The organism is Rhodococcus sp. GA1, from assembly GCF_024321955.1.
In the GTDB taxonomy this organism is placed as follows: domain Bacteria; phylum Actinomycetota; class Actinomycetes; order Mycobacteriales; family Mycobacteriaceae; genus Rhodococcus; species Rhodococcus pyridinivorans.
Window position 1 is genome coordinate 664682 of sequence record NZ_CP097186.1, and the last position, 13212, is coordinate 677893.

Sequence of the window (13212 nt, forward strand, 5' to 3'; positions counted from 1 at the left end):
GGCCCGTGGAACTTCTGCTCATCCTCGCCGCCGTCGGTGCCGTGGTGTACTTCGTCTCCCGCTCCCAGAAGAGCACCACCCGTCACCGCACCGTCACCCTCGACGACGCCAAGGCCGACGCACGGCAGGCGATCGAGCGTCTCGGCGGCCAGATCTACAACCTGACCGGCACCGACGACGCCTCGCGTCAGTCGCTGGCGGACGCCTCCGAGCGCTTCACCGCCGCCGGCTCCCAGATCGAGCAGGCGAACTCGCCGATGCAGGCGCGTCTCGCGAAACAGACCGCGCTCGAAGGTCTGTACTACATCCGAGCTGCGCGCCTGGCGATGGGCATGGACCCGGGGCCGGAGATCCCAACGCTCGACGGACAGAAGTCCGCCGGCGAGGTCACCGAGAAGCGCACCGTCGACTTCGAGGGCCGCACCATCGCTGCGTCGCCGTCACCGTCCTCCGCGACGCCGAACTACTACCCCGGCGGCCGCGTCGCGGGCCGGCCTGTCCCTGCGGGCTGGTATTCGGAGCCGTGGTGGAAGCCCGCCCTGGTCGCGGGCGCGTGGGGCGTCGGCTCGATGCTGCTCTTCTCGACGATGTTCGCCGGGATGGCCGGTGTCCCCTACGACGCGCAGGCATTCGAATCCGGTGTCGGTGATCCGTCGGCGGAGACAGGTGCCGGCGACGACTTCGGCGGTGGTGACGAGTACGGCGGGGGCGACGAGTACGGCGGGGGCGACGAGTACGGCGGGGGCGACGAGTACGGCGGGGGCGACGAGTACGGAGGCGGTGACGACTTCGGTGGCGGAGACTTCGGTGGCGGCGACGGCGGCGGATTCGATTTCGGGGGCTTCGATTTCTGAGTCGGATCTGCTGAGTCGGGTCAGCTCGGCTGACAGACCGGGCACCAGAACAGGTTCCGCGCCTGCATGACCGAGTGCAGAACGGGAGTCCCGCAGATCCGGCAGGGTTCGCCGGCACGGCGGTAGACGTACGTCCGGGGCCTGTTCTTGGCGTAGGCCGGTGCGCCGTGGTCGTGTTCGGGTCGCACGACGTGCATGCGCCCGTACTCCACACCGACGTTCATCAGTTCGACGAGGTCGGCCCAGATCGCGTCGAACTCTCTGCGGGACAGCTTGTTTCCCGGACGTTCCGGGTGGATGCCGTGACGGAAGAGCACTTCTGCGCGGTAGACGTTGCCGACGCCGGCGATGACGGCCTGGTTCATGAGCAACGCGCCGATCGCGGTGCGTGATCTGCCGATACGGCGCCATGCCCGCTCGGGATCGGCGTCGGGTCGCAGCGGGTCTGGACCGAGCCGGACCTCGATCGCCTCGACCTCGCCGGGGGTGAGCACCTCGCACGCCGCCGGACCACGCAGGTCGCTGCCGTGGCGCGCGCCGATCATCCGCATCCGCACCTGTCCGACCGGTTCGCCGAGCGGCAACTCGCGGTCGGTGAACTCACCGTAGATACCGAGGTGCACGTGGACGGCGAGACCGCCCTCGTAGTGGTGGAAGAGATGCTTGCCCCACGCGTCCGCGTGGGTCAGGACGCGCCCGTCCACGGCGGCGGCACCGTCGGCGAACCGCCCCTGCGGACTGGACACCCGCACCGGCGCACCCGAGTACCACTCGTGGTGCAGCCGGGCAAGCCGGTGCAGGATGTGTCCTTCGGGCACGGATCAGGCAGGTGCGCCGGGAACTGCCGGAGCCTCGCCGGTCTTCTCGTACTCGGCGAGGATGTCGATACGGCGCTGGTGACGCTCCTCGTTCGACCACTCGGTCGACAGGAAGGCGTCGACGATCGCGAGGGTCTCCTCGAGGCTGTGCATGCGGCCACCGATGCCGATGAGCTGCGCGTTGTTGTGCTCGCGCGCAAGCTTGGCGGTGTCGACGCTCCAGGCGAGGGCGCAGCGCGCACCTCGCACCTTGTTGGCGGCGATCTGCTCGCCGTTACCGCTGCCACCGAGCACGATACCGAGGCTGCCCTCGTCGGCGACGGTGCGCCGAGCAGCCTCGATGCAGAAGGCCGGGTAGTCGTCGAGGGCGTCGTACTCGAACGCACCGCAGTCGATCGGCTCATGGCCGTTCTTCTTCAGGTGCTCGATGATCTCATTCTTCCGTTCGAAGCCCGCGTGGTCGGCTCCCAGGTAAACGCGCATGGGCCGAGTCTAACGAGACTCGTCCGCTCGCCCGCACGCGCCGTTCGCCGTGCGAGGGGCGGGTCGGAGCACACCCCGCCGGGGCGGGTCAGAGGGCACCACGCCGGGGGCGGGTCAGAGGGCACCGTAGCGCGGCGGGTGGGTGCCGCTGGCAGTCCGGAGGCCGCGAGCCGTGATGCATCACGGTAGTCCGCGCCCGACCCGAAGCCGAGAATCGAATTCGGAGTGAGCACAAGTCTGTACGGCGGAGCGTTGCGACCTTCGGTCCCGAGCGTGGCGAACCCCGCCCCGGCAGGTCAGCGGCGCATCGCCCAGACCTTCGGGCCGCCGTCCGGCAGCTCCACGACACCGGTAACGACGAATCCGAGACGTTCGTAGAGCGCGACGTTCGCCTCCGAGGAGGTCTCCAGACAGGCCGCGACCCCCTGCCGCTCGGCCGCGCGAAGTCCTGGTTCGAGGACGGCCCGTCCCAGGCCGCGCCCCTGCGAGGCGGGATCGACGCCCACCGTGGCCAGGAACCACCCTGGCTCGCTCGGTTGCAGTTCCGCGGTGGCCTGCTCGGCCAGTTCGGCGGCGCGGGCACGATCACCCCGCAGCTCCGTCACCCGATCGGAGACGGACGTGAACGCCTCCTCGAGTCCGGTGGAGCCGGGCGTCGTCCAGACGGCCACGGCGTCGACGTCGTCAGAGACCCATACCTCGCCGCAGCGCATGCCGATCTCGGCGAGGAAGAGCCCTTGGAGGTCGCGGACCCGGGTCTCGTGGTCCCGGCCGTCGACGGTGTAGCGGGTGAACGGATAGTCGCGGAACGCTCGTCCGAGCGTTGCCGTCGCCTTCTCGACATCGTGCACCGTCGCCGGCCGGACCACATGATCGTTCGACACGCCGTTGCACTCTACCGAGCGCCACGGCGGTGCCCGGTCAGGAGAAGTCGGGCTCCTCGTCGCGGCTGCGCTTGAGCTCGAAGAAGTGCGGGTAGGACGCGAGGGCAACCACACCGTCCCATACCTTGCCGGCCTCTTCCCCGCGCGGGATCTTCGACAGGACGGGCCCGAAGAAGGCGATGCCGTTGACATGGATCGTCGGGGTACCGACGTCCTGGCCCACCTTGTCCATGCCGGCGTGATGGCTCGTGCGCAGAGCCTCGTCGTAGGCGTCGCTGTCGGCGGCCTCGGCCAGCGAGGCGTCGAGGTCGAGTTCGGCGAGCGACGCGGCGATCACGTCCGCGAAGTCCTTGTTGCCCTCGTTGTGGATGCGGGTGCCCATCGCCGTGTACAGCGGGGAGAGGATGTCGTCGCCGTACTTCTGCGCCGCAGCGATCGCGACGCGCACCGGGCCCCAGGCTTTCGTCATCAGCTCGGCGTACTCCTCCGGCAGGTCGCGCCCCTCGTTCAGCACGGCCAGGCTCATGACGTGGAAACGCGCCTCGATGTCGCGCACCTTCGTGACCTCGAGGATCCAGCGCGAGGTGATCCAGCACCACGGGCACAACGGATCGAACCAGAAGTCGGCGATGTCCTTGCCGGTCGAGGACGCGGCGGTCAGGTCGCTCAAGAGATCTCCTCACAAGAGTTCGTACGGGCCGGACAACTACAAGCATGTTCAACACGGCCCCGTCGACGATTCTTCCTGAACCGGGCCGTAGTGCGGGCGGTAGCCGTAACGTCGGAGCCGGGAAGCAGGTCCGGCACGCATCACAGCGGAGGCACCACGATGTCGGGTGAGGAAACGTTTCTGATCGTCGGCGCGGGTCTGGCCGGCGCCAAGCTGGCAGAGGAACTGCGCGCCCGCGACTTTCCCGGGCGCATCCTGCTCATCGGCGCGGAGGAGCACCTGCCCTATGAGCGACCGCCGTTGTCGAAGGACTACTTCGCCGGACGCAAGCAACTCACCGACTTCACGGTGCACGACGGCGACTGGTACCGCGACCACCGCGTCGAACTGCTGCTCGGCACGAAGGTCACCGCGATCGATCCGGCCGCCCACACGGTGACGCTGCCCGACGGGTCGACGCTCCACTACGACAAGCTCGCGCTCGCCACGGGCTCGACGCCCCGCACGGTCCCGATTCCCGGAGCCGACGCCGAACGCGTGTACGTCATGCGCACCATCGAGGACTCCGATGCGCTGCTCACCGCGATCCAGGGCGAGACCGACCACGCGGGATGGCTGGCCGTCATCGGCGCGGGATGGATCGGCATGGAGATCGCCGCGAACGCCCGCGACCGGGGCGCGGGCGTGGTGGTCGCGGAGACCGCGAAGCAACCCCTGTCCGGTGCCCTCGGCGAGGAGATGGGTGCGGTGTTCGCCGACCTGCACCGCGCGCACGGTGTCGATCTGCGGACGAACACCTCGGTGCGCGAGATCGTCGCCTACGACGGTCGCGCGAGCGGCATCCGGTTCGGCGACGACAGTGTGGTGCCCGCCGACGCCGTGCTCGTCGCGGTCGGGGCGCGCCCGAACATCGAGCTGGCCCGCGACGCCGGACTCGCGGTGGACGACGGCGTGCTCGTCGACGCATCGATGCGGACGAGCGACCCGGACATCGTCGCCGTCGGCGACATCGCGTCGGCGGAGCATCCGCTGCTCGGCACCCGTGTGCGCGTCGAACACTGGGCGAACGCCCTGAACCAGCCGGCCGTCGCGGCCGCGACGATGCTCGGACGTGAGGCGACCTACGACCGGCTCCCTTATTTCTTCACCGACCAGTACGACCTTGGCATGGAGTATGTCGGGCTCGCGCCCCGCGACGCGCGGGTGGTCACCCGCGGCGACGTGCCGGGACGGCAGTTCCTCGCGTTCTGGCTCGACGACGAGCAGCGGGTCCGGGCGGGGATGAACGTCAACATCTGGGATGCCGGGGACGACCTCCGCGCACTCATCGCCTCCGGGCGGCCCGTCGACGTCGGCCGGCTGACGGACACCACGGTGCCGTTGTCCGACGTCGCTCCGTGAGGGTTCGCCGATCATGATGGGATGGACGCCGACCGACATTCCGTCGTGAGAAGGAGTTCTCCCGTGGCACCACCGAATCTGACCCGCGAGCAGGCCGCCGAACGGGCCGCGATCCTGTCCGTCGACAACTACAGCATCGAACTGGATCTCACCGACGGTGCCGGCGCGCCGGGCACCACGACCTTCCGATCGGTGACCACCGTGCGATTCGACGCGACCGAGGGAGCCTCGACGTTCATCGACCTCATCGCGAAGACCGTGCATTCGGCGACCCTCAACGGCGACCCCGTCGACGTGTCCGGATACTCCGAGGAGACCGGCATCACCCTTACCGGGCTCGCCGCTCACAACGAACTCGTCGTCGACGCCGACTGCCTGTACACGAACACCGGCGAGGGCCTGCACCGGTTCGTCGACCCCACCGACGACGCGGTGTACCTGTACTCGCAGTTCGAAACGGCCGACGCCAAGCGGATGTTCGCGTGCTTCGACCAGCCCGATCTCAAAGCCACCTTCGACCTGCAGGTCACCGCGCCGCAGGACTGGGCCGTGATCTCCAACGCCGACACCGTACAGACGGCGGCCGCGCAGCCGGGTCTGCACATCTTCCGCACCACCCCGCGGATGAGCACCTATCTCGTCGCGCTCATCGCCGGTCCGTATGCCGTGTGGTCCGACGAGTACACCGACGAGCACGGCACCATCCCGCTGCGCATCTTCTGCCGAGCGTCGCTCGCGGAGTACATGGACGCCGACCGGCTGTTCACCGAGACCAAACAGGGCTTCGGCTTCTACCACGCCAACTTCGGGATCCCCTACGCCTTCGGCAAGTACGACCAGCTGTTCGTGCCCGAGTTCAACGCCGGGGCGATGGAGAACGCCGGAGCGGTGACCTTCCTGGAGGACTACGTCTTCCGGTCCAAGGTCACCCGCTACTCCTACGAGCGCCGCGCCGAGACCGTCCTGCACGAGATGGCGCACATGTGGTTCGGCGACCTCGTCACCATGCGCTGGTGGGACGACCTGTGGCTCAACGAGTCGTTCGCGACGTTCGCGTCGGTGCTGTGCCAGGCCTCGGCCACCGAGTACACCAACGCGTGGACGACCTTCGCGAACGTCGAGAAGTCGTGGGCCTACCGGCAGGACCAGCTGCCGTCGACGCACCCGATCGCCGCCGACATCCCCGACCTCGCCGCGGTCGAGGTCAACTTCGACGGCATCACCTACGCCAAGGGCGCGTCGGTGCTCAAGCAGCTCGTCGCCTATGTGGGGCAGGAGCCCTTCCTCGCCGGTCTGCGCGAGTACTTCCGCGACCACGCCTACGGCAACGCCACCTTCGACGACCTGCTCGCCGCGCTGGAGAAGGCCTCCGGCCGCGACCTGTCGGACTGGGGTGCCCAGTGGCTCAAGACCACCGGCCTGAACATCCTGCGACCGGACTTCGAGGTCGACGACCAGGGACACTTCACGCGTTTCGCGGTGGTGCAGGAAGGTGCCCAGCCCGGCGCCGGTGAGTTCCGCGTGCACCGCCTCGCGATCGGTGTGTACGACGACGACGGCTCCGGCAAGCTCGTCCGCACGCACCGCGTGGAGATCGACGTCGACGCCGCCGAGCGCACCGAGGTCCCCGATCTGGTGGGCGTGCCGCGCGGCGCGTTCGTCCTCGTCAACGACGACGACCTGACGTACTGCTCGGTGCGGCTCGACGAGGAATCGCTCGCGACCGTCATAGACCGGGTCGGCGACATCGCCGAGTCGCTGCCGCGCACCCTGGTGTGGTCGGCGGCGTGGGAGATGACCCGTCAGGCCGAGATGAAGGCGCGCGATTTCGTCGCCCTCGTGCAGCGCGGTATCGCCGCCGAGACCGAGGTCGGTGTCGTCCAGCGTCTGCTCATGCAGGCGCACACCGCGCTGGAGAGCTACGCCGACCCGTCCTGGGCCGCGGAGCAGGGCCGGGCGGACTTCGCCAACCGTCTGCTCGAGCTCGCCCGCGAGTCCGTCGCCGGCTCCGACCATCAGCTCGCGTTCGTCAACGCGCTGACCACCGCGTACCTGTCGCCCTGGCACACCGAGGTGCTCGAGGAGCTGCTGGGCGCCGATCCGGCGACGGTCGGCCTGCCCGGGCTGACGGTCGACACCGATCTGCGCTGGCGGATCGTCCAGGCGCTCGCCGCGGCGGGTGAGGTCGACGCCGAGGGCGTGGAGTCGCCGTTCATCGACGCGGAGGCCGAACGCGACCCGACGGCCGCGGGTGCCCGCCAGGCGGCGGCCGCCCGCGCGGCCCGTCCGCAGGAGGCCGTCAAGGAGCAGGTGTGGCAGACCGTCGTGCACGACGACAGCGTCCCGAACATCACGGCGCGCGCCGTGATCGGCGGTTTCGCCCCGGCCGGTCAGGGCGAATTGCTCGAGCCGTACGTCGCGCGGTACTTCGCGGAGGTGCCGGGAGTGTGGGAGCGTCGTTCGAGCGAGGTCGCGCAGACCGTCGTGATCGGGCTCTACCCGTCGTGGTCGATCAGTGAGCAGTCGGTGGCTGCGGCAGACGAGTTCCTCGCCGGCGACCATCCGCCGGCGCTGCGCCGGCTCGTCGTCGAGGGTCGTGCCGGGGTCGTGCGCTCGTTGAAGGCACGCGCGTTCGACGCGTCCTGACGCGCCGACCTCACCGAACGACCGTGGGCGGTGCCCACATGAGACGCCCACATGAGACGACTGTGGCCCGCCGCCTCTCCTTCGCGGAGTGGCAGCGGGCCACAGATGGTCGTGGGCTCCGGACTAGGGAGCGACCATGGCGTTCGCGATGACGCGGACGGCACTGGTGATGCCGTCGAGCAGATTCCCCTGGCCGAAGGACGACACGGCCGCGGTCACGCCGAGCTGCAGCACCCGGTCGGTGGCGCGGTCGGCGGCGGTGCGACCCGAGCGGATCTCGATGCTCCGCTGGTTCGGGAAGACGGCGACGAGGACCGAGTTGTCGGCGTCCGGCGTCGTCGGCAGCAGGGCGTCGGTCGCCGCGGCCGGATTCTCGTCGTCACCGATGTAGACGGTGAACCGCACATTGGTGATCCGCGTCGCGTGCGTGAGCGTGTCGTCGAGGGTGATGAGGTCGCGGTCCTTGAAGGGCGCACCCGTGAAGGCCTGACCGAGACCGCGCACGGCGGAGATGCGTCCGCTCGCGGTGAGTGCCGCACCGTGCGGCAGGTTCTCCGGCGCGACGACCGGACGCTGGATCACGTCACCACTTGCCACTTGCGGTACCTCCGATCAGCTCCGCCGAGGTCAGAGCGGCATGACCGTGACCATGATGCGGGTATTTCCAGGGATGGGTCGATTCGTCGGTCGCGGTCCACAGGAGCGGTCCGTGCTCCCATTTCCGGTCGAGCGTGTACGGGTCGTCCGACGGCGTGGAGCCCGGGTACTTGCTCAGGACGAAGGACAGCCCACCGAAGACCAAGACGATCAGCAGCGGGATGCCGACGAAGATCAGGGTTGTCTCGAGAATGCTCACAGCCAAACGTTAGCCCAGCCGGGCCCGAAAGGCCTCATACGCCCCGGAGAACGGCCCGATCAGGCCGCGCCCTCCCCCAGATAGGGCAGCCAGGTGGGGTGCAACTCGGGCAGGTTGGCGAGCAAGCGCCAGTGCCGGCCCTTGGGCGGATTCGGCACCACACGCAGGGTCCATCCGAGTTCGGTGAGCAGCTTGTCGGCCTTGCGATGGTTGCACGGCGCGCAGCATGCGACGCAGTTCTCCCAGGTGTGCTCGCCGCCTCGGCTGCGCGGCACGACGTGGTCGATCGTCTCGGCCTTGCCACCGCAGTAGGCGCACCGGTTCAGGTCGCGGTGCATGAGCGCGGCCCGGGTGAGCGGCACCCGCGCGTGATACGGAACGCGCACATAGTTGCGCAGACGGATCACCGATGGCAGCTGCACGGACCATTCTGCCGACCGCACCAGCGGGGCGAGCGGATCGTCGTGCACGGTATCGGCCTTGCCCCCGGCCATCAGGACCACGGCCCTGCGAGCGGGCAGGGCCGTGAGTGGCTCGTAGGTGGCGTTGAGCAGCAACACTCGACGTTTCAACCAGTCGGGTACCGTCGCGGTGCTGTCGTGCACCACGCGCAGTGTGGTAGCCCCCGGCACCCCTGCAGGGGCGTCCGCGGGCGGGAGTTGTCGATGCGAGCTGCTGCTGTGCTTCATACGACCTCCGAAAAGACTGGGAACAGTGGACCACGGATGCTCCCGAATCGCACCCCGAATCAGCGGACCGGTCCAGGTCGGGCCGGTGAACATCCGGTGACGGTCCCGCCCGGCACGGCTCGTCGGGCGGTGTGCGGTCGGGAGCGGGCACAATGGACGGTCGAGAGGGACGGTGAACGAATACAGATGAGTGACGAGCAGACCTTCTACGAGGCGGTCGGTGGCGCCGAGACGTTCCGCCGGCTCACTGCACGGTTCTACGAGGAGATCGCACGGGACGAGATCGTCCGGCCCCTGTATCCCGAGGAGGATCTCGGTCCGGCCGAACGACGCATGCGGATGTTCCTCGAGCAGTACTGGGGCGGCCCGCGCACCTACTCCGAGGAGCGGGGCCACCCGCGGCTGCGCATGCGTCATCATCCCTTCCGGATCGGGCCGCTCGAGCGCGACGCCTGGTTGCGCTGCATGCACACCGCGATCGCGTCGATCGACGAGAAGACGCTCGACGACGAGCACCGCCGGCAGCTCGTCGACTACATGAACATGGCGGCCGACTCGATGATGAATTCCCCCATCTGACCGAGGTCGGCGCAGCTCAGCGGCCCAGAATCCGGCGCAGGCGGTCCTCCACCTTCTGGGTGAACCGCGCCGCCGGCGACAGGTGACGACGCAGGACGGCGTGCTTGCGCACGTATTCGGGGACCTCCCACAGAGCGGTGGTCCCGGCTCGGAAGAGCGCCGCGTCCCCGGCACGCAAGGTGCGCGGCTCGGAATCGGCGGACGAGACGACGACCGAGCCCTCCACGATGTGAACAATCTCGTCGACGCCGAAATGCCAGTCGAAGCGACCGGCCGTGCAGTCCCACACGTGTGTGGTGGTGGTGCGGTCGGCGCTGGTCGCCCACTGACCGCTGCGCGCCACGGGGGCGCCCTCGCGGATCCACGCAGGGTCGATCGGGTCGTCGCGCAGCTCCACGTCGTCCAACCGGACCGCGACGATCGATGTCGTATTCATGCCGTTCGTCCTATCATGCGGCCCGGTCCCGACGGAACGGCCGCGGGCACCGTTCGCCCTGCCTTTCGCCCTGCCGTCTGACACGATGACTCCCGTGGCCCACCCCGCAGCACCGACCTCCGGACGAGGCGACCCCACGGCGCCGTGGTGGCGCAACGCGGTCTTCTACCAGGTCTATCCCCGCTCGTTCGTCGACGCGAACGGTGACGGCATCGGCGACCTCGCGGGGGTGCGCAGCCGCCTCGGCTATCTCGAACTGCTCGGTGTCGACGCGATCTGGCTCAACCCGGTGATGCGTTCACCGATGGCCGATCACGGCTACGACGTCTCCGATCCTCGCGACATCGACCCGCTGTTCGGGGACATCGCCGATCTCGAAGCGCTGGTCGCCGACGCCCACGCGCGCGGCATCCGGGTGGTGATGGACCTCGTGCCGAACCACGTCAGCGTCGAGCACCGCTGGTTCCGGGCCGCGCTCGAAGCCGGGCCGGGCAGCCGTGAACGCCGGCGCTTCCACTTCCGCGACGGGCGCGAACCGGACGGCAGCGCACCACCGAACAACTGGCCGAGCGTCTTCGGCGGGCCGGCCTGGACCCGCATCACCGAACCCGACGGCACGCCCGGTCAGTGGTATCTGCACGTCTTCGCTCCCGGGCAGCCCGATCTGAACTGGGACGACGAGGAGGTCGTCGAGGACCTCGACAAGACCCTGCGGTTCTGGCTGGACCGGGGCGTGGACGGTTTCCGGGTCGACGTGGCCCACGGGATGGCCAAGCCCGCAGATCTTCCCGACCACGAGGGGTGGGAGACCAACGAACTGCTCGGGCACTCCCCCGCCGACCCTCGGTTCAACAATCCCGAGGTGCACGACATCCACCGCCGCATCCGGCGGGTCTTCGACGAGTATCCGGACTCGGTGGCGATCGGTGAGATCTGGGTCGACGACCACGAACGGTTCGCCGAGTACCTGCGCCCGGACGAACTGCATCTCGCTTTCGACTTCCACCTGACGCTGTCGGACTGGGACGCCGACGCCGTCCGCGACGCGATCGAGAAGGGCCTGGCGGCGGTGACGGCGGTGCATGCCTCACCGACGTGGACGCTGTCGAACCACGACGTCGACCGCGAGGTCACTCGGTACGGAGGCGGTGAGGTCGGGCTCGCGCGGGCACGCGCGATGATCCTCGTCGCCCTCGCGCTCCCGGGAGCAGTGTTCGTCTACAACGGTGCCGAACTGGGGTTGCCGAACGTCGACCTGCCCGACGAGGTGCTGCAGGATCCGGTCTGGGAGCGATCCGGCCACACCGAGCGCGGACGCGACGGATGCCGCGTGCCGCTGCCGTGGGAGGGCGAAACACCGCCCTTCGGGTTCACCTCCGCCGGGTCCGCGTGGCTGCCCCAGCCGCCGGAGTGGTCGGCGCTCACCGTCGAGAAGCAACTCGAGGATGCGGGCTCGACGCTCTCGCTGTACCGCCAGGCGATCGAGATCCGTACGGAGCGAAGGCGATCCATCAGCACGGAGCGAAGGCGATCCGAGGGCGGTGGGATCGGCTGGTACGGAAGCCCGGCGGGGTGCCTGGCCTTCCGCCGTTCCGACGGCCTGACCTGTGTTCTCAACGCCGGCGACGTCGCGGTCGATCTGCCTCCCGGCGAGGTGCTGCTCGCGAGTGCGCCGCTCACCGGACACGCACTGCCACCGGACACCGCCGCCTGGTTGGCGTGACGCTCCCTCAGAGGACGCTCAGACCGAGCCCCCCGCCGCGGCGCAGATAGACCGACCCGAAGCGGGCGTCGAGGCGCATCCAGGTGGCGGACGCCCGGACCCGGACCACCTCGGCGGGATCGATACCCGTCGAGTCGACGCTGTCACGACCGGAACCCGGCACGAAGCCCATCGCACCGAGCGCGAACACCATGCGCATCGGCACACCCACGGTCGTCCCGGCACCGCTCACCTCGAGAACCTCTTGGGCGAGCAACGACGCCGGCGGTCCCTGCGCGCCGTGCTCGCGGGTGAGCGCGACGCCGCGTTGCGCGAGTGCGACGAGGATCCGTGCCGGCACGTCGTCGACGTGGACGTAGCCGTCGTCGGGTGGAAGTGCGCCGCGCCAGGCGGAATCCATCGCCCAGCCCGGGTCGACCTCGGTGCGCGGTTCGGACCCGGCGAGAAGCGCGGCCCGCAGCGACTCGGCGGCCACGCAGGTGTCGGCCGGAGCCACGGTTCCGCGGACGACGCGTCCGGCGAGCACCTCGAAACCGGTGCGTGTCCACACACCGAGCAATCCGTCGCCGCGGCGGCGCAACCGCACCACGGCAGCCTCGTCGAGACGCGCAGCCCGGGCCAGGAATGCGGCGAGGTCGACGCTGTCGTCGGGGTCGGCGAGCGTCAGGAGGCGCTCTGCGCGTCGGATCCGGTCGTCGGTCACGTCGGCCTCGTCCCTCGTCAATTGCGGTGCCACCGTCAGTTTCGTTGCCACTGACGCAGGAACTCGCGTTCGTCGTCGCTGAGCCGGCGCAGGCGCTGGGTCTCGATGTCGAACGCCGCGATCTGGGTGGACGCGACCACCGCCGGCGCCGAGTCGACCGGGGCACCGCCCGGCCGCACCTCGTACCCGATCGTGAAGTCGACCGCGCGTACCTTCTCCGTCCACATCAGCACGTCGAGCGGACCGTCGTCGTGACGCAACTGCCCGCGATAGCGGACGTGGAGGTCGGCGATGACGGCCCCCTCGCGCAGGTCCCGGGTGGGGCGACCGTCGGCGAACAGCCACGGGATCCGTGCTTCCTCGAGGAGCGTGACCATCCGCGCGTGATTGATGTGCTGGAAGACGTCCATGTCGGACCACCGCACCATCACCTCGGTGTGGAAACCGAACTGTTCGCCCGCACCGCTCAC

The 13212-nt window shown here is 69.3% G+C and carries 15 protein-coding genes; 5 read left to right on the forward strand and 10 right to left on the reverse strand.

Annotated features, from left to right (window positions below; translation table 11 throughout):
* The first annotated feature begins 5 nt into the window (after positions 1-5).
* Complete coding sequence (locus M3330_RS03220) at positions 6-854, forward strand: DUF1542 domain-containing protein (RefSeq protein WP_255026961.1); 849 nt, start codon at positions 6-8, stop codon at positions 852-854.
* A gap of 20 nt (positions 855-874) precedes the next feature.
* Here M3330_RS03220 and M3330_RS03225 read toward each other — a convergent pair whose 3' ends face one another.
* The 4 genes from M3330_RS03225 to M3330_RS03240 form a co-directional block, all read right to left on the reverse strand.
* Positions 875-1672, reverse strand: coding sequence for an Fpg/Nei family DNA glycosylase (locus M3330_RS03225; protein ID WP_255026962.1), 798 nt, complete (start codon positions 1670-1672; stop codon positions 875-877).
* A 3-nt stretch (positions 1673-1675) separates the two neighbouring features.
* The gene (locus tag M3330_RS03230) at positions 1676-2155 is read right to left on the reverse strand and encodes a ribose-5-phosphate isomerase (RefSeq protein WP_006551133.1); all 480 of its coding nucleotides are present in this window, start codon (positions 2153-2155) and stop codon (positions 1676-1678) included.
* A gap of 296 nt (positions 2156-2451) precedes the next feature.
* Positions 2452-3039 carry a GNAT family N-acetyltransferase gene (locus M3330_RS03235; RefSeq protein WP_024100565.1) on the reverse strand — a complete coding sequence of 196 codons (588 nt, stop codon included), beginning with the start codon at positions 3037-3039 and terminating at the stop codon, positions 2452-2454.
* A gap of 37 nt (positions 3040-3076) precedes the next feature.
* Entirely contained in the window at positions 3077-3700 is a 624-nt protein-coding gene (locus M3330_RS03240) for a DsbA family protein (RefSeq protein ID WP_024100564.1), read from the reverse strand.
* Positions 3701-3868: 168 nt separating this feature from the next.
* Between M3330_RS03240 and M3330_RS03245 the strand changes: the two genes are divergently transcribed.
* Together M3330_RS03245 and pepN are read left to right on the forward strand one after the other, a co-directional pair.
* Positions 3869-5110 carry an NAD(P)/FAD-dependent oxidoreductase gene (locus M3330_RS03245; protein WP_255026963.1) on the forward strand — a complete coding sequence of 414 codons (1242 nt, stop codon included), beginning with the start codon at positions 3869-3871 and terminating at the stop codon, positions 5108-5110.
* Between the two features lie 63 nt (positions 5111-5173).
* Positions 5174-7756, forward strand: a complete 2583-nt coding sequence (gene pepN / locus M3330_RS03250; RefSeq protein ID WP_255026964.1) for an aminopeptidase N — start codon at positions 5174-5176, stop codon at positions 7754-7756.
* A 123-nt stretch (positions 7757-7879) separates the two neighbouring features.
* Here the strand turns inward: pepN and M3330_RS03255 are convergent, their stop codons facing one another.
* From M3330_RS03255 to M3330_RS03265, 3 genes are read right to left on the reverse strand one after another with little or no spacing between them, the layout of a single operon-like run.
* Positions 7880-8353: a DUF5130 domain-containing protein gene (locus tag M3330_RS03255; RefSeq protein WP_006551128.1), complete on the reverse strand. Its 474-nt coding sequence runs from the start codon at positions 8351-8353 to the stop codon at positions 7880-7882.
* On the reverse strand, positions 8340-8612 hold the full coding sequence (locus tag M3330_RS03260; RefSeq protein WP_006551127.1) for a membrane protein: 273 nt from the start codon (positions 8610-8612) through the stop codon (positions 8340-8342). The genes M3330_RS03255 and M3330_RS03260 overlap by 14 nt, the downstream gene beginning before the upstream one ends.
* A 59-nt stretch (positions 8613-8671) precedes the next feature.
* Positions 8672-9301 carry an HNH endonuclease gene (locus M3330_RS03265; RefSeq protein ID WP_255026965.1) on the reverse strand — a complete coding sequence of 210 codons (630 nt, stop codon included), beginning with the start codon at positions 9299-9301 and terminating at the stop codon, positions 8672-8674.
* Between the two features lie 186 nt (positions 9302-9487).
* Between M3330_RS03265 and M3330_RS03270 the strand changes: the two genes are divergently transcribed.
* Complete coding sequence (locus tag M3330_RS03270; protein ID WP_006551125.1) at positions 9488-9880, forward strand: globin; 393 nt, start codon at positions 9488-9490, stop codon at positions 9878-9880.
* Between the two features lie 16 nt (positions 9881-9896).
* On the opposite strand, the gene M3330_RS03275 is transcribed toward M3330_RS03270, so the two are convergent.
* A complete protein-coding gene (locus M3330_RS03275; protein ID WP_255026969.1) occupies positions 9897-10316 on the reverse strand; it encodes a cupin domain-containing protein in 420 nt (139 codons plus the stop codon).
* 94 nt (positions 10317-10410) lie between these two features.
* Between M3330_RS03275 and M3330_RS03280 the strand changes: the two genes are divergently transcribed.
* Positions 10411-12039 carry a glycoside hydrolase family 13 protein gene (locus M3330_RS03280; protein ID WP_255026971.1) on the forward strand — a complete coding sequence of 543 codons (1629 nt, stop codon included), beginning with the start codon at positions 10411-10413 and terminating at the stop codon, positions 12037-12039.
* Positions 12040-12046: 7 nt separating this feature from the next.
* On the opposite strand, the gene M3330_RS03285 is transcribed toward M3330_RS03280, so the two are convergent.
* Positions 12047-12742, reverse strand: a complete 696-nt coding sequence (locus tag M3330_RS03285) for a hypothetical protein (protein WP_082331782.1) — start codon at positions 12740-12742, stop codon at positions 12047-12049.
* A 35-nt stretch (positions 12743-12777) separates the two neighbouring features.
* Positions 12778-13212 carry a thioesterase family protein gene (locus M3330_RS03290; RefSeq protein ID WP_016691845.1) on the reverse strand — a complete coding sequence of 145 codons (435 nt, stop codon included), beginning with the start codon at positions 13210-13212 and terminating at the stop codon, positions 12778-12780.

Coding starts and splice junctions, on each gene's coding strand:
- M3330_RS03265 (WP_255026965.1), bottom strand. CDS start 9,301: ATGAAGCACAGCAGCAGCTCGCATCGACAACTCCCGCCCGCGGACGCC.
- M3330_RS03275 (WP_255026969.1), bottom strand. CDS start 10,316: ATGAATACGACATCGATCGTCGCGGTCCGGTTGGACGACGTGGAGCTG.
- M3330_RS03270 (WP_006551125.1), top strand. CDS start 9,488: ATGAGTGACGAGCAGACCTTCTACGAGGCGGTCGGTGGCGCCGAGACG.
- M3330_RS03230 (WP_006551133.1), bottom strand. CDS start 2,155: ATGCGCGTTTACCTGGGAGCCGACCACGCGGGCTTCGAACGGAAGAAT.
- M3330_RS03245 (WP_255026963.1), top strand. CDS start 3,869: ATGTCGGGTGAGGAAACGTTTCTGATCGTCGGCGCGGGTCTGGCCGGC.